This is a genomic window from Xanthomonas sp. WHRI 6106 (assembly GCF_040202405.1).
Classification (GTDB): domain Bacteria; phylum Pseudomonadota; class Gammaproteobacteria; order Xanthomonadales; family Xanthomonadaceae; genus Xanthomonas; species Xanthomonas cannabis.
The window spans coordinates 247,924-272,617 of sequence record NZ_JBEGFC010000002.1 but is presented as its reverse complement, the minus strand read 5'-3'; the positions used below and the strand labels follow the sequence as shown (position 1 = coordinate 272,617).

The 24,694-nt window shown below is 65.7% G+C and carries 19 protein-coding genes; 4 read left to right on the top strand and 15 right to left on the bottom strand.

The window, feature by feature from the left end:
* Nucleotides 1-141: 141 nt before the first annotated feature.
* Nucleotides 142-1,149 carry a sensor histidine kinase gene (locus ABQZ09_RS04400; protein WP_228314219.1) on the top strand — a complete coding sequence of 336 codons (1,008 nt, stop codon included), beginning with the start codon at nucleotides 142-144 and terminating at the stop codon, nucleotides 1,147-1,149.
* Nucleotides 1,146-1,508, top strand: coding sequence for a response regulator (locus tag ABQZ09_RS04395; RefSeq protein WP_039410960.1), 363 nt, complete (start codon nucleotides 1,146-1,148; stop codon nucleotides 1,506-1,508). The genes ABQZ09_RS04400 and ABQZ09_RS04395 overlap by 4 nt, the downstream gene beginning before the upstream one ends.
* A gap of 243 nt (nucleotides 1,509-1,751) precedes the next feature.
* Here the strand turns inward: ABQZ09_RS04395 and ABQZ09_RS04390 are convergent, their stop codons facing one another.
* Complete coding sequence (locus tag ABQZ09_RS04390) at nucleotides 1,752-3,920, bottom strand: methyl-accepting chemotaxis protein (RefSeq protein ID WP_349776203.1); 2,169 nt, start codon at nucleotides 3,918-3,920, stop codon at nucleotides 1,752-1,754.
* A gap of 462 nt (nucleotides 3,921-4,382) precedes the next feature.
* Nucleotides 4,383-4,589, bottom strand: coding sequence for a hypothetical protein (locus ABQZ09_RS04385; RefSeq protein ID WP_039410964.1), 207 nt, complete (start codon nucleotides 4,587-4,589; stop codon nucleotides 4,383-4,385).
* Nucleotides 4,590-4,784: 195 nt separating this feature from the next.
* Here ABQZ09_RS04385 and ABQZ09_RS04380 point away from each other — a divergent pair, with 195 nt between their 5' ends.
* Nucleotides 4,785-5,495, top strand: coding sequence for an rRNA pseudouridine synthase (locus tag ABQZ09_RS04380; RefSeq protein WP_349776202.1), 711 nt, complete (start codon nucleotides 4,785-4,787; stop codon nucleotides 5,493-5,495).
* A 1,269-nt stretch (nucleotides 5,496-6,764) separates the two neighbouring features.
* On the opposite strand, the gene ABQZ09_RS04375 is transcribed toward ABQZ09_RS04380, so the two are convergent.
* From ABQZ09_RS04375 to ABQZ09_RS04360, 4 genes are all read right to left on the bottom strand, one after another.
* Complete coding sequence (locus ABQZ09_RS04375; protein WP_039410969.1) at nucleotides 6,765-7,169, bottom strand: response regulator; 405 nt, start codon at nucleotides 7,167-7,169, stop codon at nucleotides 6,765-6,767.
* 78 nt (nucleotides 7,170-7,247) lie between these two features.
* A complete protein-coding gene (locus ABQZ09_RS04370; RefSeq protein ID WP_349776201.1) occupies nucleotides 7,248-7,730 on the bottom strand; it encodes a hypothetical protein in 483 nt (160 codons plus the stop codon).
* A 139-nt stretch (nucleotides 7,731-7,869) separates the two neighbouring features.
* Entirely contained in the window at nucleotides 7,870-9,666 is a 1,797-nt protein-coding gene (gene recQ / locus ABQZ09_RS04365) for a DNA helicase RecQ (protein ID WP_166751983.1), read from the bottom strand.
* Between the two features lie 264 nt (nucleotides 9,667-9,930).
* Nucleotides 9,931-10,479 carry a Dps family protein gene (locus ABQZ09_RS04360; RefSeq protein ID WP_039410975.1) on the bottom strand — a complete coding sequence of 183 codons (549 nt, stop codon included), beginning with the start codon at nucleotides 10,477-10,479 and terminating at the stop codon, nucleotides 9,931-9,933.
* 103 nt (nucleotides 10,480-10,582) lie between these two features.
* Between ABQZ09_RS04360 and hrpA the strand changes: the two genes are divergently transcribed.
* A complete protein-coding gene (hrpA, locus tag ABQZ09_RS04355) occupies nucleotides 10,583-14,698 on the top strand; it encodes an ATP-dependent RNA helicase HrpA (RefSeq protein ID WP_349776200.1) in 4,116 nt (1,371 codons plus the stop codon).
* Nucleotides 14,699-14,973: 275 nt separating this feature from the next.
* Here the strand turns inward: hrpA and ABQZ09_RS04350 are convergent, their stop codons facing one another.
* The 9 genes from ABQZ09_RS04350 to pqqA form a co-directional block, all read right to left on the bottom strand.
* Nucleotides 14,974-17,610: a TonB-dependent receptor gene (locus tag ABQZ09_RS04350; RefSeq protein WP_349776199.1), complete on the bottom strand. Its 2,637-nt coding sequence runs from the start codon at nucleotides 17,608-17,610 to the stop codon at nucleotides 14,974-14,976.
* 100 nt (nucleotides 17,611-17,710) lie between these two features.
* Nucleotides 17,711-18,742 (bottom strand): glucokinase family protein, encoded by a 1,032-nt coding sequence (locus ABQZ09_RS04345; RefSeq protein WP_228314213.1) that lies wholly within the window; start codon nucleotides 18,740-18,742, stop codon nucleotides 17,711-17,713.
* Between the two features lie 461 nt (nucleotides 18,743-19,203).
* A complete protein-coding gene (locus tag ABQZ09_RS04340) occupies nucleotides 19,204-20,694 on the bottom strand; it encodes a PhoPQ-activated pathogenicity-related family protein (protein WP_349776198.1) in 1,491 nt (496 codons plus the stop codon).
* Between the two features lie 202 nt (nucleotides 20,695-20,896).
* Nucleotides 20,897-21,409 (bottom strand): hypothetical protein, encoded by a 513-nt coding sequence (locus ABQZ09_RS04335; RefSeq protein ID WP_184556698.1) that lies wholly within the window; start codon nucleotides 21,407-21,409, stop codon nucleotides 20,897-20,899.
* 63 nt (nucleotides 21,410-21,472) lie between these two features.
* A complete protein-coding gene (gene pqqE, locus ABQZ09_RS04330; RefSeq protein ID WP_039410989.1) occupies nucleotides 21,473-22,600 on the bottom strand; it encodes a pyrroloquinoline quinone biosynthesis protein PqqE in 1,128 nt (375 codons plus the stop codon).
* Nucleotides 22,597-22,986, bottom strand: coding sequence for a pyrroloquinoline quinone biosynthesis peptide chaperone PqqD (gene pqqD, locus ABQZ09_RS04325; protein WP_503018468.1), 390 nt, complete (start codon nucleotides 22,984-22,986; stop codon nucleotides 22,597-22,599). The genes pqqE and pqqD overlap by 4 nt, the downstream gene beginning before the upstream one ends.
* Entirely contained in the window at nucleotides 22,872-23,624 is a 753-nt protein-coding gene (gene pqqC / locus ABQZ09_RS04320; protein ID WP_349776197.1) for a pyrroloquinoline-quinone synthase PqqC, read from the bottom strand. Before pqqC ends, pqqD begins: the two co-directional genes overlap by 115 nt.
* Complete coding sequence (gene pqqB / locus ABQZ09_RS04315) at nucleotides 23,621-24,520, bottom strand: pyrroloquinoline quinone biosynthesis protein PqqB (protein WP_349776196.1); 900 nt, start codon at nucleotides 24,518-24,520, stop codon at nucleotides 23,621-23,623. Before pqqB ends, pqqC begins: the two co-directional genes overlap by 4 nt.
* A gap of 83 nt (nucleotides 24,521-24,603) precedes the next feature.
* On the bottom strand, nucleotides 24,604-24,684 hold the full coding sequence (pqqA, locus tag ABQZ09_RS04310) for a pyrroloquinoline quinone precursor peptide PqqA (protein WP_002812057.1): 81 nt from the start codon (nucleotides 24,682-24,684) through the stop codon (nucleotides 24,604-24,606).
* Nucleotides 24,685-24,694 lie beyond the last annotated feature (10 nt).

Sequence of the window (24,694 nt, the reverse complement as noted above, 5' to 3'; positions counted from 1 at the left end):
AACTGCATTGGTATAACGATAAAAGCATATTAGTCAGGATAAGGCTTGGTACGTCGGCCCACTCTGACGCAGATATAGGCATGATCGTGCGTTCACGGCAATCCCATTATTGTGCCGTCCAACTTCAGGACCACGACGTAAATGGCCGAGCACCAGGAAGACGCCGCAAAGTCTCGTATCTACGAGGCCTTGTTGCAGGCAACGCCGGACCTTTTATATGTGTTCGACACCCAGCACCGTTTCGTCTACGCCAATCAGGCATTGCTGACGATGTGGGGCATGCGCTGGGAAGAGGCATGCGGAAAGACCTGCCTGGAGATCGGGTATGAGCCCTGGCATGCCGCGATGCACGATGAAGAAATCGAGCGCGTCATCGCAACCGGCCAGCCGCTGCGTGGCGAAGTGCCATTTCCGCATGCGGTCAAGGGATTGCGGATCTACGATTACATCTTTACGCCGGTCTTCGGGCCAGATGGAGAAGTGGAGGCCATTGCCGGCGCCACGCGCGACATCACCGAACACAAGCAGCACGAGCAACACCTGCAGCTGTTGATCAACGAGCTCAACCATCGGGTCAAGAATTCGCTGGTGATGGTGCAGTCGCTGGCGCGGCAGTCATTCAACAATGCCGACAGCCTGGCCGATGCACAGGAGAAGATCGATGCGCGCCTGCTGGCGCTGTCGCGTGCGCACGATACGCTGACGCGGGAAAACTGGGTCAGTGCCGATATTCTGGAACTCACCCGCGATGCGGCGACGCTCTACGAATCGCGCGACAGCCAGCGCTTCACCCTGCAGGGCGAGTCCTGCCGTCTCGATCCGCGGCGCGCACTGGCATTGTCGATGGCGCTGCACGAGCTGTGCACCAACGCGCTGAAGTACGGTGCGCTGTCCTCGTCCGATGGTGCGGTTCGGATCGTGTGGGAGCGCCACGTCCGCGATGGACAGGCGCTGCTTGAGCTGGTCTGGCAGGAGTCCGGCGGGCCGCTCGTGCAACCGCCGACGCGCAAGGGCTTCGGCTCGCGGCTGTTGGAGCGCGGCTTGAAGCATGATCTCAAGGGCGAAGTGGATCTGTCGTTCGAACCTGCCGGCGTGTGCTTCCGCGTGTCGATCCCATTGCCGGTCGAGCTTGCCGAGGTGCAGCCGTGACCATGCGCGTGTTGCTGGTCGAAGACGAATCGCTGGTTGCGATGCTGCTGGAAGATTGTCTGGCCGAGCTGGGCTACGAAGTCGCAGCGACCGTCGGTGACGTCGATACGGCACTGGCGGTCGTGCAGCAAGGCCACCTGGATCTGGCGGTGCTGGACGTCAACCTGGGCGGAACGCTGTCGTTTCCCATTGCAGAAGAACTGGATGCGCGCGGCGTGCCGTATATCTTCGTGACCGGCTATGCGCAGAGCGGAATCCCGGAGAAGTTCCGGCACCGGCATGGGCTGCAGAAGCCGTTCCAGTTCCGTGACCTGCAACAGGCGTTGTCGCTACTGGAGCAGGGCGTCAAAGTCGGGTGATCGTGTTGCCGTGCACGCACGTCAAGACCGTGCGCGCACTGACCCGGTAAAGAAGCAGAGCACTCAGGCGCCGGCGCGTGAGCCCATTCCTAGCGCATCATCGCTGGCAGTTGCGTCTGCGCCCGATCACGCGCCGAGTGCAGACGGAAAGGCGCTTGGACACCGGTGTGTTGTCGACGCCCGCAGCGTGCAGCGATGTCGGCCAGCGCCGACATCGCTGCAAGCCAACGCAGCGCCGCGGCGCTAGGCGCTGCGGACCTTGCTCAACAGCTGCGCGACCGGTGTGGCTGCGCGCGGGCCGGCCTGTCGTATTGCGGCTGTTTCGATCCGGAAGATGGCCACCGCATCGGTAAGCTGGACGGCCTGTTCTTCCATGGCGCGCGCGGCGGCAGTGGCTTCTTCCACCAGCGCCGCATTTTGCTGCGTGGTTTCGTCCATGTGGGTGATGGTCTGGTTGACCTGCTCGATGCCGGCAGACTGTTCCTGCGAGGCTGCGGAAATCTCGCCCATGATGTCGGTCACGCGTTGCACGCTTGCGACCACATCGCCCATGGTCTTGCCGGCGCTGTGCACCAGCGCCGAGCCTTCGGCCACGCGCTGCACCGAATCGTCGATCAGGTCCTTGATCTGCTTGGCCGCGCCGGAGGAGCGCTGCGCCAGCGTGCGGACTTCCGATGCCACCACCGCAAAGCCACGGCCTTGCTCACCCGCACGTGCTGCTTCCACCGCAGCGTTCAACGCCAGGATGTTGGTCTGGAACGCGATGCCGTCGATGACGGAGATGATGTCGGAAATCTTCTTGGACGAGGCTTCGATGCCGCTCATGGTCTCGACGACCTTGCCCACCACGTCGCCGCCCTGCGAGGCCACGCGTGCGGCGCCGATGGCGAGCTGATTTGCTTGGCGCGCACTCTCGGCGTTCTGTCTGACCGTGGAGGTCAGCTCTTCCATCGAGGCAGCGGTTTCTTCGAGGTTTGCGGCCTGCTGCTCGGTGCGTTGCGAAAGATCCTGATTGCCTGCCGCGATCTCGCTGGCCGCCGCATTGATCGACACCGCCGATTGCTGAATGTTACCGACGATCTGCGCCAGCTGGCTGGCGGTGGCATTGGCATCGTCACGCATCTGCGCGAAGACGCCGCGGAATTCGCCACTCATGCGTGCAGTAAGGTCGCCGGCGGCGATTGCCTGCAGCAGCGACGACAAGGACTGCAGGTTGCCGTCTGCGGTGGACATCAGGTGGTTGAGGCTTTCGACCATGATGCGGAAGTCGAACTGGAAACGCTCGACATCGCCGCGCGCGCTGAAGTCGCCATTGGCCGCGGCCTGCGCCAGATGCTTGATCTCGTGATTCATGGCCGACAGGTTGAGTTTGACCTGCGACATGGTGTCGCTGAACACGGCTTTTTCGCCAGGCAAGGACTGCATGTCTTCGGACAGCTCGCCCACCGCGTAGCGGCCCATGATGCGTGCCAGGTCGGTCTGCACGGCGACGTGCGAGGCCACCAGCAGGTTGGTGTCGTTGGCCATGCGGCCGTAGTCGCCTGGAAATGCGCTGGCATCGATGCGGAAGCTGATCTGGCCGGCGTCATGGCGCCTGGCCATGTCGGTCTGTGCGGTGATCAGGTTGCGCAGCTGCAGCTGCATCTTGTCCATCGCCTGCAGCAGACGGCCGGTTTCATCGTTGGCGGTGGTGTGGACGTCGTTGTGCAGGTTGCCGGCGGCGATGGCTTCGGCAGTGCGGGTGGCCTGGCTCAGTGGCATGGTGAGGCTGCGGGTGATCAGCCATGCCAGCAAGGTGCTGATGACCAGCGCCGCGATGCCGCCGCTTGCCAGGATGACCTTGCCACGATGCATCGATGCGACCGCCACTGCATAGGCCTCCTTGCTGAGGCGTCGTTCCAGCGCGGCATTGGCACCAATGGCCGCCTGCTGTTCGTTCATTGCGGTGGCGGCAGCGCCCTGCAACAGCGCCTGTGCCTGCTGATTCTGGTCGTGGATGCCGTAGTCCAGGATCTGGTTGTTGAATTTGACCGAGACGTCGCGCTTGTCCTGCACCTGCTTGAGCGCGTTCTTTTCCAGCGCGTTGCTGGGCATGGCCGCCAACGCATCGTGGGCCTGGCGGTAGCGCGTGCGATTGTCTTCGATCATCTGCATGGCGCGGCGGTTGGCCGCCTCGCCGGAGACCATCACGATGTCGCGCAGACCGATGGCCACATTGGTATTGGCATCGAGCATGTCGGAAGAAAGTCGGATCCGCTCCATGTTGTTGTTGACGATGGTGTCCAGCTCATAGCGGGCGTTGGACATGGTGATCAGGCCGGCGGCCACGAGCAGGCCAGAGAGCAGGATCAGGATGCCGAAGGCCGCGCCCAGGCGACGACCGACGTTGAGGCGTTGCAGATAATCGTTCATTTCCACATCCAGGTAGTGCAGCTTCGCCTGGCGGATGCGGGGTGCGTCCGCTCTGGCGTCTTGCCCAGCTAGCGGCAGAATCTGGAAGAGCTAAAGCTTCCGTTCTGAAAATAGTTAGAGCGGATTCACCCCGCGCAAGACATTCCCCGACAGCTGTCCAGCCGGCCCTGACAGCACCTGATCCGGCGGGCACTTTCGATGTGTTTGCATGGGCCGTAGCGTGCCAACTGCAGAACGATGGACAGCTTGCTGCTGGCCCAGAACAGAGTTTGTTGTTGTAGCCACGGGCAACAAGCGCGTCACATCGCGCTGCATTGCACAACGCGCCTCATAACAGCAGGCGAACGCACTCACCAAGCAGCATGCGGCGCTGCGGCGACAGGGCGAAACCCTCAGCGCCGTGCAGCGTGACGCTGGGCTGATGCAGCGCTTGCCGGCGCGATGCGGTGTGGTGACGGCAGGTCAGCCTTCCAGCGCCTTCAACACATCGGCGTGGAGCTGCTGTGCACCGGCTTCGCTGTTGAAGCGTGCAAAGACCTCTTCGCCGGAGATCAGGCCGACCCGTACCGAGTGGCAGTATGAGCCGAAGTTCTCGCCGGCGTTGAACGGATCGCTGATGACGGAAATATGGTTGAGGCGGACCCGGGTGGTGCCGAACTGGATGAACATCTGCGATCTCCTGTGTGAGCGCCGAGTTTCCCATTTTGGCGTGCATGGAAGAAGCATGCATGGCGTGCACGCCAGACAGGCAAGGGCGGAACGTGAACGGGTTCGCCATTGCCATGGCGGGCGCTGCAGACCGGCACCTCACGCATCCGGGGAACCAGCACCTACACTGCCGTGCCCTAGTGCCGAGCTCGCCCGATGTCCGATCCGATCCGTCTCGACAAATGCGTGGCTGCGCGCTACGGCTGCTCGCGTGGCGAGGCGCAGCAGTACATCGAAGGCGGCTGGGTCAGTGTGGATGGCGTGGTGGTCGAAGAGCCGCAGGCGTTGGCGACGATGGAGCAGGTGAACTTGGCCGCCGACGCTGTGCTGGCACCTGCGGAGCCTGCCACCTTGCTGCTGCACAAGCCGGCCGGCATGCGTGCCGACGCCGCGGTGGCCTTGGCGAGCCCGCAGTCGCGTAGCGAGCTGGACCACTCCGCGACGCGAGTACTCAGGCGCCACTTCCTGCGCCTCAATGCGCCGTTGCCGCTGGAGGACGAGGCAAGCGGTCTGCTGGTGCTGACTCAGGACGGTCGCGTGCTGCGCAGGTTGAGTGCCGATGCCAGCGCGATCGAGCAGGAATTCCTGGTGGAAGTGCGTGGCGCCTTGCGTCCCTATGGCATGGCCAGGCTGGCGCAGGGGTTGGTCTATCAGCAACGGACCCTGCCGCCGTGCAAGGTGAGCTGGCAGAACGAAGAGCGGCTGCGCTTTGCCATCAAGCACGTGCAGCCCGGCCAGCTGCGTTTCATGTGCGGCGAGGTGGGGCTGGAGGTGGTGAGCATCCGCCGCCTGCGCGTGGGGCGTGTTTCGTTGGGCAAGCTGGCCATCGACCAGTGGCGCTATCTGCCTGCAGGCGAGCGCTTTTGAGCAAGCGCGGCGGAGGTTGCATCCGGTCTGCGCAGACGGCGTCGACGCTGTTCGCTGCCTCGGCCGTGTTGCCGGCTTCAACAGGCTGGCCGTGCCGGCAGACAAGTTGTCGCCGCTAACCGCGACGCTGCTGCCGTGCTGGAAGTGGCCAGACCAAGGCCGACTCCCGCCGATTAATGCCTGACCGGCCGCGCGTTGCATGCACGGCGGCATGCGTTGCGGGCCGGTATCCGAACGCTTACTTCTTGTTGCGCTTTTTCTTGGCGCGGGTCACCAGCCAAAACACGACGGCGATGATGCCGATCACCAGGATGACGAAAGCCGGTGATAGAAACGAATTGTCGCCCATGAGGATCTCCTGAAAGTCGTCTGCAGCGAAGCACTGCACTGGCGTTAGCCTAGCGAGCGGCCTGCTTGATAGCGTGAAATACGCTGCAGGTGCAGATCGACGCGGTGCGTTGGCGCGACGCGGTGGCAGGCTGGACGCACGCCATCGAGGCCATCCGTCCATGGTGACGGAGCGCTGCATGCAATCACGCATGCGGGATGACCCATTGCCTGCACTGCGCAAGGCGCGTCGGCGCCGCTCGTCCAGCGGCTGCGCAGATCTGCTCGTATCGCCCGCGTAAGGCGTCGGTGCGCTGCACACGGCGCGACAAGTCGGCGGATCGATGCGATCGGCCTGTCCGACAGACGATCAAGAGATGAGTCGAGGGGCCGGCATGCTCGCCGGATCAAGCGCGCGTTAGGGACAACGTCCGCACGCTGCTTGCATTGGCTGGCATGGGGACTGACGGTGCATCGCTCACGTGCGACAGACATGCGTTGCCTGACGCCGTCGCAAGACGACATGGCGCTGGCACTGCCATGGCAGTGTCCCGGCAGGGGCGTGCTCGGCGCCTCGCGAGTTGAGCGGCCCAACAGGCCTCGCGTCCGGTTGCTGCAGTTTAAATGCGAGCTGCGTCACGTAAATCGGGAGGGCGCCGACAGGCTATCGGGGCGATCCCTACGATGGATTTTCCTCGCCACGTCGGCGTCGGGCGCAACCGTTGCAGGTTATGCAGGATCGAAGCGGGGCAGAGTTCGAAGCAATCGATCTGGACAGTACGCCGCCATGGCAGACCGCAGTGAAGCTGTCATCGGCAGGTTACAGTGGCCCGCGCAGCCCTGGCGCAGCGTGTCGTGCTCAATTCCAGCCGCCGCCGCACCGCGCGACGGTTGAGGCTTCATGCCGAAAGCGTGGGCGGCGGTCCAACCGGTCCTGACGCGTCAGGCGCTTGGCGTCGCCAGCACGCGGCGCTTGGCCATCACGCTTCGGATCGCGGTCAACAATTGCTCGGGGGTGTAGGGCTTTTCGAGAAAGGCTACGCCGTCGGGCAGGATCTCCTCGACATATTCCACCGCCAGGCCGGATGTCAGCAGCACCGGCAGGTTGTACGGTGCATGTGCCGTCTTCAGCGCCAGGTCCACACCGGTCAGGCCGCCTGGAAAATGGATGTCCGAGAACAGCACGTCTACGCGCGGGTCGCTTTCGATCAGGGTCAGCGCTTCCTCGACCGAGCCGGCACTGCGGCAGGTAAAGCCATAGCTTTCCAGGACAAGGCAGCTGAGTTGTCGGGTGCCGTCGCCGTCCTCGACAACGAATACAACCGGCCGTTCCTTGTTCTGTGACATGAGCACGTCTCGTAAGGCAGACCACATTCTCAGCGATGCGGCAGTGAACCCCTCGTCAACGCAGACGGAGCCGTATGGTTACCAGCCAAACGGGCCCGGACCATAGCCGCCGGGGGCGTAACGTGGGCCGAAGACCGGGCCTTCGCCGCGCCCGACGCTGATGCTGACGCCGATCTGGTGCGCCTTGCCGCCATCGTCGTAATAGGTCTTGCAGGAATTCAGATTGGCGGCCTGCCAGTTGCTGTTGCCGCCGCGACTGGAGTAGCCCATGCCGGTCTCCACAGCGCCATGCAGCTTGCCCTGGCATTGCTCGGCGCGTTCGGCAGCGATTGACGCCGCACTCGGGCGCGCCAGGGCAGGCCGTGGCCCGCTCTTGTCGCCGTAGTAGGTGCCCGGCGGGTCGGTGCTGTATTCCGGGTCGGACCGATACTGCACCGGGGCCTGTGGAACGCTCAGGTCCAGCGAGCGCGCACTGGCGGGCTCGGCGCTTCCGTCGCCAGTCTGGGCAAGCGCGCTGCCGGCAGCAAACAGAATGGCCAGGAAAAGCAGGCTGCGTTTCATCGGGTGGACTCTCATCAAGAGGGACTGACAGCGCGTGCTGGATCGCCTTGTGAAACTAGCAATGGCCGATTGAATGCGCGCTGTCGATTCCGTGGATTTTTGCGCCAGCGCCGCCACCGTAATGACGCACGCTGTTGCATCAGCCCTGTTCGCGCACGATCTCGATCAGTTGCGCGCCATAACGCGCCAGTTTGCCGCCGCCGATCCCACCGACGCGCGACAGTGCGTCGATGCTGGTAGGCCGTTGTTCGGCGATATTGCGCAGGGTGCTGTCGTGGAAGATCACGAAGGCCGGCACGTTCTGCTCCTTGGCCAGTTCTGCGCGCAGGCCGCGCAGGGCATTGAACAGCACCAGGTCCTGCGGTTGCACCGGCAGTCCGGTGCGCTGCGCGCTGCGCTCGCGCCCGGCGGCCGGGTTCTCGCGCCGCATCATCACCTGACGCTCGCCCTTGAGCACCTGACGGCTGGCATCGGTCAGGCGCAGGCCGCCATGGCCTTCGCTGTCGACCTCCAGCAGGCTGGCTGCCACCAGTTGGCGGAACACGCCGCGCCAGGTGCGTTCGTCCAGATCGCGGCCAATGCCATACGTGCTCAGCTGGTCATGGCCGAGCTGCTTGATGCGCTCGTTCTCGCTGCCGCGCAGGATGTCGATCAGATGGCCCACGCCGAAGCGCTGGCCACTGCGATACACGCAGCTGAGCGCCTTCTGCGAGGCAACGGTGGCGTCCCAGGCGGCGGCGGGCGTCAGGCAGTTGTCGCAGTTGCCACAGGGCTTGGGGTAGGTCTCGCCGAAGCCGGCCAGCAGCACCTGGCGGCGGCATTGCATGGATTCGCAATAGCCCAGCAGGTGGTCGAGCTTGGCGCGCTCCAGGCGCTTGCGCTCCTCGGCCGCTTCGCCCTGTTCGATCATCTGCTTGAGCAGCACCACATCGCCCAGGCCGTAGCAGAGCCAGGCTTCGGCCGGGTCGCCATCGCGGCCGGCGCGGCCGGTTTCCTGGTAATAGCCTTCCAGCGACTTGGGCAGGTCCACGTGCGCCACGAAGCGCACATCCGGCTTGTCGATGCCCATGCCGAACGCGATCGTGGCAGCCATGATGATGCCGTCCTCGCGCAGGAAACGGCGCTGGTTTTCGGCACGGACCTCGGCCGGCAGGCCGGCGTGGTAGGGCAGGGCATTGAAGCCCTGCGCGCACAGCTGCTGGGCGGTCTCTTCGACCTTGCGCCGCGACATCGCGTAGACAATGCCGGCCGAGCCACGATGGCGGGTGAGGAATTCCTGCAGCTGTTTGCGCGCGTTGTCCTTCTGCACCACGGTGTAGCGGATGTTGGGGCGGTCGAAGGAGCTGACGAAGTGGCGCGCCTCGACCAGATCCAGGCGCTCTGCGATTTCGCGCTGGGTGGGCGGGTCGGCGGTGGCGGTCAGCGCCATGCGCGGGATGTGCGGCCAGCGCTCGTGCAGCACGGTGAGCTGGCGGTATTCAGGACGGAAATCGTGGCCCCACTGCGATACGCAGTGCGCTTCGTCGATGGCGAACAGCGCGATGCGGCTGCGTTCCAGCAAGGACAGGAAGCGCTGGGTCAGCAGGCGCTCCGGTGCGACGTAGAGCAGGTCCAGATCGCCGGACAACAAGGCACGCTCCACCCGCTGTGCGTTTTCTGCATCCAGCGTGGAGTTGAGGAACTCGGCGCGCACGCCGAGCTGGCGCAGGGCTTCGACCTGATCCTGCATCAGCGCGATCAGCGGCGAGACCACGATGCCGATGCCATCGCGCAGCAGTGCCGGCACCTGGTAGCACAGCGACTTGCCGCCGCCGGTAGGCATCAGCACCAGGGCGTCGTTGCCGGCAGCGACGTGTTCGACAATGGCCTGCTGCGGGCCGCGGAAGTCGTCGTAACCGAAGACGCGGCTGAGCAGTTCGTGAGCGGGGGAAGACATCCGCTTAGGATACCGTGCGGGTCAAGCCCGGGTGGCTGTCATGCCTGCAGTGTTGCGGACTGGCGGGTCGGGGAACGCCGCGATGCGTTGGTGTGCGCCCAACACTATCTGGAAGAGGCGTCCGGCGTTGCGTTGTTCTCGTGGCACAGGAGAGTTCAGGTAGGCGCTGCCTCTGAAACGACCCTGGCTCCCGCCGTACCCTCACCCCAACCCCTCTCCCGGCGGGAGAGGGGCTCAAACCCGAAGGGGCGAAGCCCCGAGGGTTTACTGCAGCAGCGAGCGCAGCATCCAGGCGTACTTTTCGTGGGTCTGCAGGCGCTGGGTCAGCAGGTCCACGGTCGGGTCGTCGCCGGCGTCGTCGGCGGTGCCCAGCACCTTGCGGGCGGTGCGGCAGACCGCTTCGTTGCCGCTGACCAGCTGGCGCACCATTTCGCGCCAGTCGGCGCTGTCGCTCAGGCCCGGTTCTTCCGGGATCGAGGTCAGCGCGACGAATTCGCGATACGAGCCCGGCGCGTTGTAGCCCAGGGCGCGGATGCGCTCGGCCACTTCGTCCAGCGCGCCCCACTGCTCGGTGTACTGGGTCTCGAACATGGTGTGCAGCGAGTTGAACATCGACCCGGTGACATTCCAGTGGAAGTTGTGGGTCTTCAGATACAGGGTGAAGGCGTCAGCCATGTAGCGGGCCAGACCGTCGGAGATCTGCTTGCGATCGGTGTCCTTGATCCCGATATCGATATGCGGCGCCGAGGCGGCTGCAACCGGCAGGGCATCGTTGACGATGACGGGCTTGTTGGCGTTCTTTTTCTTGGACATGGAATGGTCCTTCTGAGGGTTGGTGTCTGACAGAACAGTTATGGCGTCACAATAGACAGGCTAAAGGATCAAACGTCATTCAATCTTTCACATTTTCCGATCAATGAGCGCTATCGATACCGACCTTGCCAATACCTTGCGCGAGCGCCGCCGTGCCGTGGATGGCGCGATGAGCCGCGACCGTGGCCGTTTGCTGGGCCTATGGTCGCGCTGGCAGGGCAAGCCCGGCAATGTGCAGGTGCGCGAGGCGTTTGAGCAAGCCCTGGCGGCATCGCAGGCGCAGCGCCAGGCGCGCGCCGAGCAGCTGCCCGCCGTCACGCTGGACGAGCAGCTGCCGATTGCGCGCGAGGCCGAACGCATCATCGCGCTGATCCGCGACCACCAGGTGGTGGTCATTGCCGGCGAGACCGGCTCGGGCAAGACCACCCAGTTGCCCAAGCTGTGTCTGGCGGCCGGGCGCGGCGCGGCCGGCATGATCGGCTGTACCCAGCCGCGCCGGATTGCCGCGCGTGCGGTGGCGGCACGCGTGGCCGACGAGTTGAAGACCCCATTGGGCACCACGGTGGGCTTCCAGGTGCGCTTCACCGACCGGGTGAGCGAGCAGTCGCGCATCAAGTTCATGACCGACGGCATCCTGCTGGCTGAAATCGCCAGCGACCGTTGGCTGTCGTCCTACGACACCATCATCGTGGACGAGGCGCACGAGCGCAGCCTCAACATCGATTTCCTGCTGGGCTATCTCAAGCAACTGCTGAGCAAGCGCCCCGATCTGAAGCTGATCGTCACCTCGGCCACCATCGATACCGAGCGCTTCGCCCAGCACTTCAACAATGCGCCGGTGATCAGCGTGGAAGGGCGCACCTTCCCGGTGGAAGTGCGCTACCGCCCGTTGGAGGGCGAGGCCGGCGGCGAGGAGGACGACGGCAACGGGCGTGACGGCGAACGCACCGTCAACGATGCGATCGTGGCGGCCATCGATGAAATCACCCGCATCGACCCGCGTGGCGATGTGCTGATGTTCCTGCCGGGCGAGCGCGAGATCCGCGATGCGCATCATTCCCTGGAGCGGCGCAAATACCGCGACACCGAAGTGGTGCCGCTGTATGCGCGGTTGTCGGCCGCCGACCAGGACCGCGTCTTCAACCCCGGCCCGCGCCGACGCCTGGTGCTGGCCACCAACGTGGCCGAGACCTCGTTGACGGTGCCGCGCATCCGCTACGTGGTGGACCCGGGGTTTGCGCGGGTCAAACGCTACAGCCCGCGCCAGAAGCTGGACCGCCTGCACATCGAGCCGATCTCGCAGGCCAGCGCCAACCAGCGCATGGGCCGCTGCGGACGCATCGCCGAGGGCATCTGCTACCGGCTGTATGCCGAAGCCGACTTTGCTGCGCGCCCGGCGTTCACCGACCCGGAGATCCGGCGTTCGTCGTTGTCGGGCGTGATCCTGCGCATGTTGCAGCTGGGGCTGGGGCGGATCGAAGACTTCCCGTTTCTGGAGGCGCCGGACGAGCGTGCGGTGGCCGATGGCTGGCAGCAGCTGCTGGAACTGGGTGCAATCGATGCCGAACGCCGTCTGACCGCCATCGGCCGGCAGATGGCGCGCCTGCCGGTGGACGTCAAGCTGGCGCGCATGCTGGTGGCCGCGCAGCAGCATGGGTGCCTGCGCGAGATGATCATCATCGCCTCCTTCCTGGGCATCCAGGACCCGCGCGAGCGCCCGCCCGAAGCACGCGAGGCCGCCGACAATGCGCATGCGCTGTTCGCCGATGCGCGTTCGGAATTCGTCGGCATCCTGCGCCTGTGGGAAGCGTACCGGCAGGTACACGAAGATCTCACCCAATCCAAGTTGCGCGACTGGTGCGGCCGGCATTTCCTCGGCTTCTTGCGCATGCGCGAGTGGCGCGAACTGCATCGTCAGTTGCGGCTGCTGTGCGAGGAGCTCGGCTGGAGCGAAGAGCCGGCCACTGCGGTGCTGGCGCCGCTGCTGGCCGGTGCCAGTGCGCCGGCACGCGACGACGGCCACAACGCCAATCGGCCCACGCGCGGGCAACTGCATCGCGCCGCGCGTCTGGCGCGCGAAGGCAAGCCCGATCCCACCGCGCCGGCGCTGCAGCGCACGCCCGCGGCGGTAAGCCGGCAGGCCGACGCGGCCGAGGTGTCGGCACGCACCAGCGAGCGCGAACGCGCGGCCGCCTATCAATCGCTGCATCGCGCGCTGCTGGCCGGCCTGCCCACGCAGATCGGCCACCGCACCGAAAAGGGCGACTTTCTGGCGGCGCGGCAGCGGCGGTTCGTGCCATTCCCCGGCTCGGCCCTGGCGCGCAAGCCGCCACCGTGGATCCTGGCGGCCACGCTGCTGGACACCCAAAAGGTCTGGGGCATGACCAACGCGGCGATCGAGCCGGACTGGGCCATCGCCGAACTGGGGCACCTGCTGGCGCGCAAGCACTTCGATGCGCATTGGTCGCGCGCCCAGGGGCAGGTGGTCGCTTCCGAACAGATCAGCCTGTTCGGCCTGGTGCTGGCACCGAAGAAGCCGGTGCACTACGGCAAGATCGACCCGGCCGGCGCACACGAGTTGTTCGTGCGCCAGGGCCTGGTGACCGGCGAGATCAATACGCGCGCGGCCTTCGTCGCCGACAACCTCAAGGTGCTGGAGCAGGCACGCGAAGAAGAAGCAAAGCTGCGGCGTGCCGGCATTATGGCCGACGAAGGCTGGCAGGCGCGCTGGTATCTGGATCGCATCCCGGCCGAACTGCATTCGGCCAGCGGGCTGGATGCGTGGTGGAAGACCCTGCCGCCGGACAAGCGCCGCAGCCTGCATTGGAGCTTGAACGACCTGCTGCCGGGCGAAGGCAGCGAGGCGGACCGCTTTCCGAAGTATTTCCCGCTTGGCGATGCGCGGCTGCCGTTGCACTACCGCTTCGAGCCGGGTGCCGCCGATGACGGTGTCACCCTGGAGGTGCCGCTGCACCTGCTCAACGCGCTGGACCCGGCGCGCCTGTCGTGGCTGGCACCGGGCTTTGTGGCCGACAAGGCGTCGGCGCTGATCCGCAGCCTGCCCAAGGTGTTGCGGCGCAATTTCGTTCCGGCGCCGGACTTCGGGCGTGCGTTCTACGAGGCCTACAGCCTGCCCTCGGCCGACGACATCCGCGGCGAGCTGGCGCGGTTTTTGTCCAAGGCCACCGGTGTGCAGGTGGCGGCGCTGGATTTCGATGAGGAGTCGCTGGACACGCATCTGCTGATGAACCTGCGCCTGCGCGACGATGACGGCAAGGTGCTCGCCGAATCGCGCGATCTGGACGGGCTGCGCGCGCGCTTCGGCGAGCGCGCCGGCCAGGCATTTGCCGCGCGGGCCGGGCGTGCGCTGGCCGCCGAAGGTCTGCGCGATTTTCCGGCCGCCGCGATCCCCGAGCAGGTGGCCGGCGAGGCCGGTGTGCCGGCCTATCCGGCGTTGGTGGATCAGGGCGACAACGCGGCGCTACGCATCTTCGCCGACCGCAACGAGGCGGCGCGCGCGCATCCGCGCGGGGTGCGGCGTCTGCTGGAGATCGCGCTCGCCGACAAGATCAAGCAAGCGCGCAAGCAATTGCCGGTGTCGCCCAAGACCGGCTTGCTGTACGCGGCCATCGAATCGCAGGAGCGCCTGCGTGGCGATCTGGTCGATGCCGCGCTCAATGCGGTGCTGGCCGAGGGGCTGGCTGCGATTCGCGACCCGGCTGCATTTGCGCAACGTCGCGACGATGCCACCAAGCGGCTGTTCGGCGAGGCGATGGCGCGGCTGACCCTGGCCGAAAGCATCCTGGGGGCAGTCGCCGAGCTCAAACCCCTGCTGGAAGCGCCGTTGATGGGCTGGGCACGCGGCAATCTGGACGACATGGAGCAGCAGTTGCGTGCGCTGGTGCATGCCGGGTTCTTGCGTGACACGCCGGCCGAGGCGCTGGCCAACTATCCGCGCTACCTCAGGGCGATGATCCTGCGTACCGAGCGGGCCAAGCGCGACCCGGCGCGCGACCAGGCGCGCATGCTCGAACTCAAGCCCTTCGTGGATGCGCTGGATGACGCGGCCGCGCGCGGCTTGCAGCAGCGCGAGGAATGGCAATCGCTGCGTTGGGATCTGGAAGAGCTGCGTGTGTCGGTATTTGCGCAGGAACTGGGCGCCAAGTCGGGCGTGTCTGCGAAGAAGTTGTCGCAGCGCGTCGCGGCGCTGCGGAGCTGAGCGGCATTTGATTTGTGGCAGCGCGTTGCCCGTCGTCGGGTGCGCACGCCGAACCAGGAACGCACCCCCAGCAGGCCGGCCGCTCCGATCGCATCGGGCGGCCGGCGCGGCGTGCAGTTCACACGGCTGAAGCGTCGTCGCGTGGTGTCGGCGGTGCGGTCGGCGGCAACGGCTTATCCGCACACACAAGACACGCAGCAAACCCGCGCCGGCTGCCAACCCATCAAGCAACGGCCGCACCCACCCATGGCCGGTGCGGCCGTTGCCTGCCCGTTTCAGAACTTCACATGCAGGCTGGCCATGTAACGGCGCCCACTCCTGTAACGGCCGGCCAGGTGATCCTTGTCGCCCAGATACTGCAGGTATTCTTCATCCAGCAGGTTTTGCGCATCCACCTGCAGCGACCAGTTGGGGCTGAAGGCATAGCCGATGCTTGCCCCCAATTCGGCATAGTCGTCCACGCTGGCCGGTGCCGCGCCAGCGACATAGCCGCCGGCCAGATAGCTGTCGCGCCAGTTGTAGGTCAGCCGCGCGTTGAGCGGGCCTTTTTCGTAGTACGGGCTGAACGCCACGCTGTTGCGCGATTGGTAGGGCAGGGCGTCGCCGGTGTTGTTTTCGCCGTTGGCGTAGGTGTAGTTGGCGGTCAGGCCGAAGCCACTGTCGCCGAACGGTTGCTGGAAGGAAATGTTGAAGCCCTTGACCTTGCCGTCGCCGGCATTGCGCGGCCGCTGGATGCTGTAGTCGCAATAGCCGTCGGCGGTACAGCCGTTGCTGCCGAGCAATTGCGCCCAGCTTTGCGGCGCGGTGTCGCGGAGCGCGTTGTACTGGCGCTCCACGCTGGCGCTGGTGTCGATGTAGTTGTCGATCTTCTTGTAGAACACCGACCAGGCCACCACCGATTGCTGCGCGAAGTAGTACTCGGCCGACAGGTTGAAATTCCACGATTCGTAGGGCGACAACTCCGCGTTGCCGCCGCTGCCGGTCAAGGTGGTGTCGTTGAGGAAGGTGTTGTTGACCATCTGGTTGTAGGGCGCCCAGGCGATCACCTTGGCGGCTGCAAAGCGGAGCACCCAATCGTCGGCAGCGTCGTACGACAGCGTCAGCGAAGGCAGCAGAAAGTCTTCCTTGCGGGTGCGGGTCTGCCACAGGCTGTCGGCATTGGCCAGCGAGGGCGTGCCGCTGTAGACGAAACCGCTGCCCTCGGTCTTGGAATCCACATAGCGCACACCCAGGTTGCCGCGCACACCGCCGCCGGAAAAATTCAGCTGCGCATAGGCTGCGTTGTTGGTCTGCTCCAGAGCCCAGCTGTTGTTGAGATAGCTGGCCGGATCCGGTGCGCCGTAATCGACCGGGCTGTTGCGGATCCAGTTCAGCACATTGTTACGGCCCGCCTGCACATGCCGGCCGTGATCGGGATAGAAATCCTGCAGATCGGTGAGCCCGATCGTGCCGACATCGGCCAACGTGCCGGGGGTCACTCCGCCGTAGACATTGAGCTCGAAGCGCTCCTCGTGTTTGCCATGGCGCACGCCCAGCAGCAATTGGTTGAACACGCTGTCGAACTGCAGGTTGAGGTCCAGCTGGCCGTAGGTGTCCTTGCTCTCAGTGGAGAAGATGCCGTTGTTGCCAAACCAGCCGCCGGCCGAGCCCCAGTTGGCCGGGTTGCGCGCCGCCGCAGGGTCGTCGAAGCGGATGCCACGGCGGGTGTCCCAGCTGAAACCGCCGTTGTAGAACGGTTCGATGAAGTATTGCGACAGATCGGTGTTCTCCGATTTGCTCTGGCCCACCTGTCCGTTCAAGCCCCAGCCGTCACCGCGGAACGCGCCGCGCAGGTCCAGGCCCTTGGTGGTGACTTCCGATTCGCGCACGTTGTTGTCGTAGATCACCGTGCCGCCGAGCGGATCGGCATTGGCGCTGGAGTGGCCGCTGGTCACCACGCCATTGCGCACGCTGCCCAGCTGGTCCACCGCCGCCACCGTGCCGGCGTTCCAGGTGAGAAAGCTGTACATCGACTGGTTGTAGTTGTCGAAATTCTCATTGATGTACAGGCCGCTCAGGTTGAACTCCAGCGCATCGCTGGGCTTGAGTTGCAGGTTGACCACGGCACTGTCGCGCTCACGGTCCTGCTGGAACCAGGCGGCATTGATCGAGTTGGGTACGTCCGCATCGGCCGGCACCGTGCCTGCTGCATTAGGGAAGGTACTGGCTGGCGCGTAGCCGAAGACTTCCATGCCACGGCGGTCGACGCGCTCTTGGTAATGCTGCGCGGAGACCGCGATACCGAAGGTGTCTGCAGCGTTCTTCCAGCTGTAAAGCAGCGCCGCGTTGGGTTTGCCCGTGCTGGCCTGGTCGCTGTAGCTGTAGCCGATGGAACCGGCAATCTCGTTGGCCTCCAGGTCCAGCGGCTGGCGCGTATGCATCAGGACCGTGCCGCCCAGGCTGCCTTCGGTCAGTCGCGCCTCGGAGGATTTGAGGATTTCCGCGCGGCCCAGGATTTGCGGTGCCAGCAAGGTGTAGTCGAAGCCGCGGCTGGGCTGTTCGCCGTACAGCCAGATCGCCTGCGCCACCGGGTGACCGTCCAGGAACGACAGGTTGAGGCTGGGATCGGTGCCGTCGATGCTCACGCGTTCGCCTTGTCCGAAGCGGCGATCCAGGGTGACGCCAGGAATCTGCGACAGCGCTTCGGCCACGTTGGTGCTCGGGAACTTGCCGATGTCCTCGGCAGTGATGGCCTCGGAAATGCCGGTGTTGTTGCGTTTGGTGTCGAGCGATTTTTCCAGGCTGGCACGGATGCCGACCACCTGGACCGCATCCAGGTCGGTGGCGTGCTGGCCATCGCTCTGCTGGGCATGCGCACTGAATGCCAACGACAACGCAATCGCACTGGATAGCAGGGTGGCGCTGTATTTCATGATGTCTCTCCTCATCACGCACAGGGATGGACGGCGGGCGGCTGCTCGCCGGATGCGGGGTGTTGCCGCCGCGCGTTCTCGACAACGCGCGACAGATCGCCTACGACACGTCAGCGTGGTGCTGCAGGTACCAATTGGCCGCACCGAGCACGCCCAGTTGCCCGTGCTCGACCAGCTTGACCGGGATGCGTTCGAGCACCTCGCGCATGTTGCCCTTGGCCAGGAAGCGCGCACGGAACTGGCTGGTGGCCAGGAAGTGCCCGATCGTCGGCAGGATGCCGCCGGCCAGATAGACGCCGCCCGCGCCATAGGCCAGCGCCATGTCGCCGACGGCATGCCCGAGCAGCGCGCAGAACACCTGCAGGCATTCGCCGGCCGGCCCGTCGTCTTCGTGCAAGGCGGCCTGGGTGATGGCGGCAGGCAACTGATGACGTGGCGCGGCGCCATGGAGTTGGCAGACAGCGCTGTAGAGCCGGAGCAGACCGGGGCCGGACAGTACGTGCTCCAGCGGCAGGTAGTGCTGACCGCGCAGCAGGATGCGCAGCAGCTGCAGTTCGTGGTCGTGGGTGCTGGCCAGCGCGACCTGGCCGGCTTCGGTGGGCAGCACCAGCGGTCTGGGTGTGGCATCGATCCAGACCGCCGCGCCCAACCCGGTGCCGGGGCCGACCACCAGGATCGGGCCGGTGCTGCGGACATGCCGGGGCGTGGGGCCGCTCAGCTGCAGCACCGCACGCGGCTCCATGTGCGGCGCCGCGTAGGCGACGGCTTCGAAATCGTTGACCAGGTGCACGCTGCGCAGCGCCAACGTGGTGCGCAGGCGCTTGGGCGACATGCTCCACGGCAGGTTGTTGCTGATGAAGGTGTCCTCGTCCAGCGCAACGCCGGCGCTGGCGATGACCACCGCCTCCACACGACTCACCTGCGGCAGGAACTCGGCAAGGATGGCGTCGAGGCTGGCGTACTCGGCGCAGCGATAGGTGCGGTAGTGCGACAGCTCCACCGCGCCGTCGTCGGCCTGCATCACGTGGGCAAGCCGGACATGCGTGCCGCCGACATCGGCCGCGACGAAGCCGGTGGCAGCGGATACCGCGGGCGAGGCAGAAGCGTGAGCAGAACGCGAGGTCGCAGCCACATGCAGTCCTTTGATCCGTCCGATTGGCCGATGCCATCAGCGCGTCACGGCTGTTTAGGAGTTGGTGACAACGATGTCAATGGTCCAGTCGGGTTGGATCGATCTTGCTGGCGGGCTCAAGTGCCAAATCGGGGCTTGGGAATGGTTCTGTGCGGACTTCGTTGCGCAAGGCGGTCAAGAGTGTCCACTTGGTCAACCGCAGCGGTGGCGCCCGTCGACACCAAGCCAACCTGGACGTCGCCATGGGTGCGCACGCAGCAGGTGTGGCTGCAGTTGGCCGTCGCCGCGACAGCACGCAGGCAGGTGGAATGGCGACCTGCGCAGTGACCGCTACGACATCTCAACGCCGTTCGGAAGCCGCGGGCAGCAGACGCACACGCGGATCAGCACCGCCCACCGCTGCGCTTCGCTGGCGACACCTGCGGCAAACGCCGTCTCCGCCAGGTTGGCGGTACACGGCATCAACGCGTAGCGGCACTGCTCGCCATGCCCGGCAAGGTGCTGCAGGCGGCGTTGTCGGTCGGCGGCGCCTGCTGCGGATACTGCTGTTTGCCGAGGATGTAGGTCTGGCTGGTGGCCACAAAGCCATCGGCATAGGTGGCTTCGACGAAGTACGCGCTCCAGCCGGTCTCGGGCACCTGCACCGGCACGGTGACGGTGTGGCCGCGCCCCGCAACGAGCGGACTGGCGTGATAGCGGATGCCACAGGCGTAGCGGAAGTCGCGTGCCTGCGGGTTGCTGGCCGTCCACAGTTGCAGCTGCGTCGGTCGCTCGGAAGACCGCAGGCGGATCTGCGGCGCGGCGCCCCTCCGCAAGGTATCGCTCAGCTGCGGAAGCGGGCGCTGTTGCTGCAGCCGCGTCACGAAGGGCACCAACGTGTCGACGACCGCGGCACGGATGCCGTTGTGCGCGCTGTTGGGCACCACACGCAAGGCCTTGCTGCCAGGCAGCGCCGCATAGAAGAACTGCGTGTTGTCGGGCAGGAAAAAATCATCGCCGCTGGCGTTGACGATGTATTTGGGCACCGACAGCCGCTTGCGGTACGGCGAGTGCAGATAGCTCAGCGGGTCTTGCAGTTGCACCAGCTGCGCAAACGCCGGCGTCTGCAGCTGCGTGGTGATGCCTTGCCGGGCGTAGGCATTGAATGCAATCGGCCAGTTGCCCCCGTATGTCCGGTACATGTGGTCCAGCACCGCCGGCATGTTGAGGATATCGATCACGAACGGCACCACGGCTTCGACGCGCGGGTCGGCGATCGTGGCATGCCAGCTGGCCCAGCCGCGCTTGGACGCACCGGCAAGGATGAAGCGGTGGATCTTCAGCGGCGCCAGCTCACGCTCGGCCAGGCTCATGGTGCGTGCGATCGCCGCGGCCATGGGCACATGCAGCGGCATGGTCTTGCGTTGCTGTGGCGCCTTGAGAAACAGCGACCAGGTGTAGGCGACGCTGTCGTCCTCGCGCCGTGGCGCGGCGTCGCCCTGATAGCGCAAGGCCTGATTGGGAATGTCGCTCAATGCGATGACCACGGTGCGGCTGCGTTGCGCCAGCGCAGCCAGCGCCTCCGGCGGCAACTCGCTGGCCGGCTGCGCCGCGCCGCCGTCTGCCGGGTGACGCGTGCCGTTGGTGGAGATCAGCACCGCGCGGGTCGGCAAGGCATCGGACGGCACATAGATCGCCACATCGTGCTGCCAGACGGCCGGCGTGACACGCGCCTCAGGCGACCAGGTCTGCGAGGTGAGCAGGTAGTCGCGCCGTTCCACGCCAGCAACGCGGCTGGTGCCCACCCGCGTGTAGACCAGCGGCTGTTGTTCCACCGCGTCGTGATAGCAGACCAGGGCCTGATCAAACCCGACCTCTGGCGAGGTGGCGCATCGCTCGGCGGCGGTAGAGGCCAACGCCGGGCAGGAGAGCAGGGCCAGCAGGGCAAGACCGCAACGTGTCATCAAGCGCATCGGTGTCCTCCGGAAGCGGTGCAACGGGCCAGCGCAGTCATGGGCAGGTCGAGCGGAAAGCACATGGCGCGCCGGGACGTGATGGCAAGTCTTGCACGTTACGGACGTCCGGGTCGCGGTGCCAAGGCCGCCAGCGGGTTGGGACGAAGGCCACGCTGCCATTGCACGGCAGGAGGCACCCATGCCGCGCCGTTACCCGTGCTTACTTGATTCGCCGTACCTTGGCCGGGGTGTTGTAGCCCTCGATCTGCAGATACCAGACGCCGACCAGGCCGGGCTTGATCCTGACCTTGGGGGACGCCTTGCGCACGCCGGACAGGCTGGCGGCGTCGGTCTGTTCCCAGTCCTGACCATTGGCCAGCGTGTAGACGCGGCCCTTGGAGAAGCCCTTGAACTCGCCGACGATGCTGCTTTCGATCGGCTCCTTGCTGCCGAAATCGAAGAAGCCGCGGTTCTTGACGATGACTTCCTGGCGGCCGGCCTCCTTGGCCTGCTCGACCACCACGGCCGCTTCCTTGGCCACCTTGCCCTGCAGCCAGTCGTTGAGCGCGGCCAGTTCGCTGGCGTCGAGCTTGTCCAGGCCGGCGGCCTTGAACTGCTCGGCACTCATCTGTGACTGCAGATCGCCCTGGACGGCACGCTGCGCCAGGGCGGGGGTGGCAGACAACGCAAGGGTCAGGCAGACCAGCAGGGGAATGCGGCGCGCGAGCGACATGGAAGCCATCCAGGAGGAAAGAGGTGGCTAGTGTAGACGCTGTTCTGCGCCGGCCACCGCGGGTCAGTCCGTGCTGCCTGCAGTGGCGGGTTCTGCGCGCGCGGGACGGGCCGGCCGGCGATAGACGAAGTCCGGCGCTGGCGCGGCCGCTTCGCGTTCGGCGGTGGCACGTACCTGCGCGTGGGTGGGCGAGCGTTCGCACACCGGGTCCAGCGTGGCGGCATCGCCGCTGAGCGCCAGCGCCTGGCAACGGCAGCCGCCCCAGTCGATCTCGCGCTTGGGACAGCCCTGGCAGACCTCGGGCATCCACGCGGTGCCACGGAAGCGCACGAACGCCTCGCCGTTGTTCCAGATATCGGCCAGCGAGCGCTCGCGCAGATTGTCGAAGCGCATGCCGTCGATGGTCTCGGCGGCATGGCAGGGCAGCACGTCCCCGCGGGGGGAAATGTTGACGAAGCGCTGGCCCCAGCCGCCCATGCAGGGTTTGGGCTGGCGTGCGTAGTAGTCGGGGGTGACGAAGTCGATCGCCAGGCGGTCGCCGAGTTCGCGGCGCGCGGTTTCCACTGCCTCGATGGTGGCCATCAGCTGCTCGCGGCTGGGCATCAGCGCCGCGCGATTGCGCAGGCCCCAGCCGTAGTACTGGGTATGGGCAACCTCGATACGCTCGGCCTGCCATTCCAGCGCGAGCGCGATCATGCCGGGCACGCGCTCGGCGTTATGCCGGTGCAGCACCGCGTTGAGGGTCAGCGGCAGGCCACGCGCACGCACGGCGCTGGCGAACTCGCGCTTCTTTGCCAGGCTGTTGCGATAGCCGGCAATGCGGTCGGCGCCGGCCGGGTCGACGTCCTGCACGCTCAGTTGCACGTGCTCCAGCCCGGCGGCCTGCAGCTGGTCCAGCATCCGCTCGCCGCCAGCCACGCCGGAGGTGATCAGGTTGCTGTACAGCCCGAGCGCGCGCGCATGCGCCACCAGTTCGGGCAGGTCCTTGCGCAGCATCGGCTCGCCACCGGAAAAATGCGCCTGCAGTACGCCCATGTCGGCGGCCTGCTGCAGCAGCGAGCGCCAGCCGGCGGTGTCCATCTCCTCGCGCAGTGCGGCCAGTGCAATCGGGTTGGAGCAATACGGGCACGCCAGCGGGCAGCGATGGGTCAGCTCCAGCAGCACCGACAGCGGCGGCGGTGCGCTGTTCATGGCCGCAGCAGACGCTTCTGATGCAAGGTGGTCGTCAGCTCGATCACATCGGCTTCGATCTCGGTGGTGTCGGCGTCGAACTCGGCGGCCAGCTCCACTGCAATCTGCGCCAGCGACCGGACGCCATCGAAGCGCTGCGCCACCACCAGGGCGATCTCGTCCAGCTCGACCACGCGTTCGGGTGCGAGCAGCACCCATTGGTCGCGTGCGCGGTCATGCTGCAGGCGTACGCCTGCGCGCAGGGCCGGCTGGCTGTCGCGCGTGATGCTGCTCACGCGGCGGCCCGGGTGGCGTCGCGCGCCGGCACGAACGCGTCCGGCCACACGATGCCGGGCGCAATATAGGCCACGTGCAAGGCATCCAGTTGCGCCCAGAGCACCGAGCATTTGAAATGCAGCGCGTCCTTGACCAGCTGTTGTTTCTCGATGGTGTCGGCGTGCTGCTTGACGTAGTCCAGCGCGAAATCCGAATCGCGCGGCGCTTCGGTCAGGCGATGCTCGAAGTAGGCCAGCGCCTCGGCCGAGACGAAGTCGTAATGCGTGAGCATGCCGGCCACGCGCTTGCCGATGATGTTGGGAGCGAACAATTCCGTCAGCGACGACGCGATGGCCTCGAGCAGGCTCTTCTCGCGCACGAAGTGCAGATATGCCTGCACCGCAAAGCGGGTGCCGGGCAGCAGTGCACGCCCCGATTCCACCAGCTGGCGGCCCAGGCCGAGTGCATCGGTCAGATGCAGCCAGCGGGCAATGCCGCCATCGGCCGCGCTATTGCCGTCGTGATCGAGGATGCGCTGGCGCCAGATGCGCCGCAGCGCCGGGTCTTCCATGCGTGCCAGGATCGCAGCGTCCTTCAATGGAATGCAGCGTTGGTACTCGAAGCGGTTCAAGGCCCACGCCTGCACCTGGCCGCGATCGAGCTTGCCGTCGTGCAGCAGCGCGTGGAAGGGGTGCTGGTCGTGATACAGGCGTGCACCGATGGCACGCAGGTCTGCTTCCAGCTGGTCGGGGGTGAGCAGGGCGGTCACAGCGTGATCTCCAGGCCGTCGTGGGCGACATCCCAGCCGCTGGCACGCGCGCTGGCGTACTCCGGGGAGTGGATATCGAGCACGGGATTGGTGGTGTTGATATGGATGAAGATCTTGCGCGCCACGTTCAGCGTTTCGAACGCGGCGATGGTGCCCTCGGGTCCGTCGATGCTGAGATGGCCCATGCGCCGGCCGGTCTTCTGGCTGACGCCCAGCTGCACCATTTCATCGTCGCGCCACAGCGTGCCGTCGAAGAACACCAGCTCGGCGCCTTGCAGGCGGGCGCGCAGTGCATCGGTCATGACGGCGCAGCCGGGAATGTAGTGCACCCGGTGCCGGCCATCGTCGATGGTGAGCCCAAGGGTTTCCTCGTTGGAGCCGGCGAGGTCGCCGCCACTGCGCGATTCCATGAACAATGGCACCTTGCCCGGCACCGAGAACGGTGTGAGCTGCAGGCCGAGCAGCGGTAAGGGTGTATCGAGCGCGAAGGGCGTGCGCGTGACGTAGTGCGGGTTGACTGCGTCGAAGATCGGGTTCTGTGCCAGCAGGTCGAGCACGCGGCTGCTGGCATGCAACGAGAAGGGTTGGCTCTCGCGCATCGACAGCAGCCCGGCGATGTGGTCGATTTCGCCGCTGGTCAGCAGCACTGCCTCGATCGGCGAGTGACGCAGCCCCTGCTGTGGCCATAGCGCGGGTGTGGCAAGGATCTGCTGGCGGAAATCAGGAGAGGCATTGATCAACACCCAACGCTGGCCATCTGCGCTGACGGCGATGCTGGCCTGGGTACGACGTTGGGCACCGTCTGCTTGTTGCCACGCCCGCTGGCTGGCGGGTGTGTGGCAATTCCACTGCGGGTGCCCACCGCCGGCCGCCGATCCCAGAACAATGATGCGCATGGAGAACTGTTACCTAATCTGCCGGCAACTGCCGGACATGCATCAAGAAGGAAGGGCGGCAGGTGCGTGTGAAACGGGCCGGATCAAAACTCGCCGGAGACGTAGCAGTTGATTTCGGCGCCACAGTTGACTTCTCGAACGACAGGCTTCTTCCAGGTCTTCATCGGCTACCTC

Bases quoted from the DNA above. Each gene is read 5' to 3' on its own strand.
- pqqA (WP_002812057.1), bottom strand. From the start codon at position 24,684: ATGAAGACCTGGAAGAAGCCTGTCGTTCGAGAAGTCAACTGTGGCGCC.
- pqqD (WP_503018468.1), bottom strand. From the start codon at position 22,986: ATGCTCGGTGCTCTGGGCGCAACTGGATGCCTTGCACGTGGCCTATAT.
- recQ (WP_166751983.1), bottom strand. From the start codon at position 9,666: ATGTCTTCCCCCGCTCACGAACTGCTCAGCCGCGTCTTCGGTTACGAC.
- ABQZ09_RS04360 (WP_039410975.1), bottom strand. From the start codon at position 10,479: ATGTCCAAGAAAAAGAACGCCAACAAGCCCGTCATCGTCAACGATGCC.
- ABQZ09_RS04340 (WP_349776198.1), bottom strand. From the start codon at position 20,694: ATGCGCTTGATGACACGTTGCGGTCTTGCCCTGCTGGCCCTGCTCTCC.
- ABQZ09_RS04350 (WP_349776199.1), bottom strand. From the start codon at position 17,610: ATGAAATACAGCGCCACCCTGCTATCCAGTGCGATTGCGTTGTCGTTG.
- pqqE (WP_039410989.1), bottom strand. From the start codon at position 22,600: ATGAACAGCGCACCGCCGCCGCTGTCGGTGCTGCTGGAGCTGACCCAT.
- ABQZ09_RS04380 (WP_349776202.1), top strand. From the start codon at position 4,785: ATGTCCGATCCGATCCGTCTCGACAAATGCGTGGCTGCGCGCTACGGC.
- ABQZ09_RS04375 (WP_039410969.1), bottom strand. From the start codon at position 7,169: ATGTCACAGAACAAGGAACGGCCGGTTGTATTCGTTGTCGAGGACGGC.
- pqqB (WP_349776196.1), bottom strand. From the start codon at position 24,520: ATGCGCATCATTGTTCTGGGATCGGCGGCCGGCGGTGGGCACCCGCAG.
- ABQZ09_RS04390 (WP_349776203.1), bottom strand. From the start codon at position 3,920: ATGAACGATTATCTGCAACGCCTCAACGTCGGTCGTCGCCTGGGCGCG.
- ABQZ09_RS04400 (WP_228314219.1), top strand. From the start codon at position 142: ATGGCCGAGCACCAGGAAGACGCCGCAAAGTCTCGTATCTACGAGGCC.
- ABQZ09_RS04385 (WP_039410964.1), bottom strand. From the start codon at position 4,589: ATGTTCATCCAGTTCGGCACCACCCGGGTCCGCCTCAACCATATTTCC.
- ABQZ09_RS04370 (WP_349776201.1), bottom strand. From the start codon at position 7,730: ATGAAACGCAGCCTGCTTTTCCTGGCCATTCTGTTTGCTGCCGGCAGC.
- hrpA (WP_349776200.1), top strand. From the start codon at position 10,583: ATGAGCGCTATCGATACCGACCTTGCCAATACCTTGCGCGAGCGCCGC.
- ABQZ09_RS04335 (WP_184556698.1), bottom strand. From the start codon at position 21,409: ATGTCGCTCGCGCGCCGCATTCCCCTGCTGGTCTGCCTGACCCTTGCG.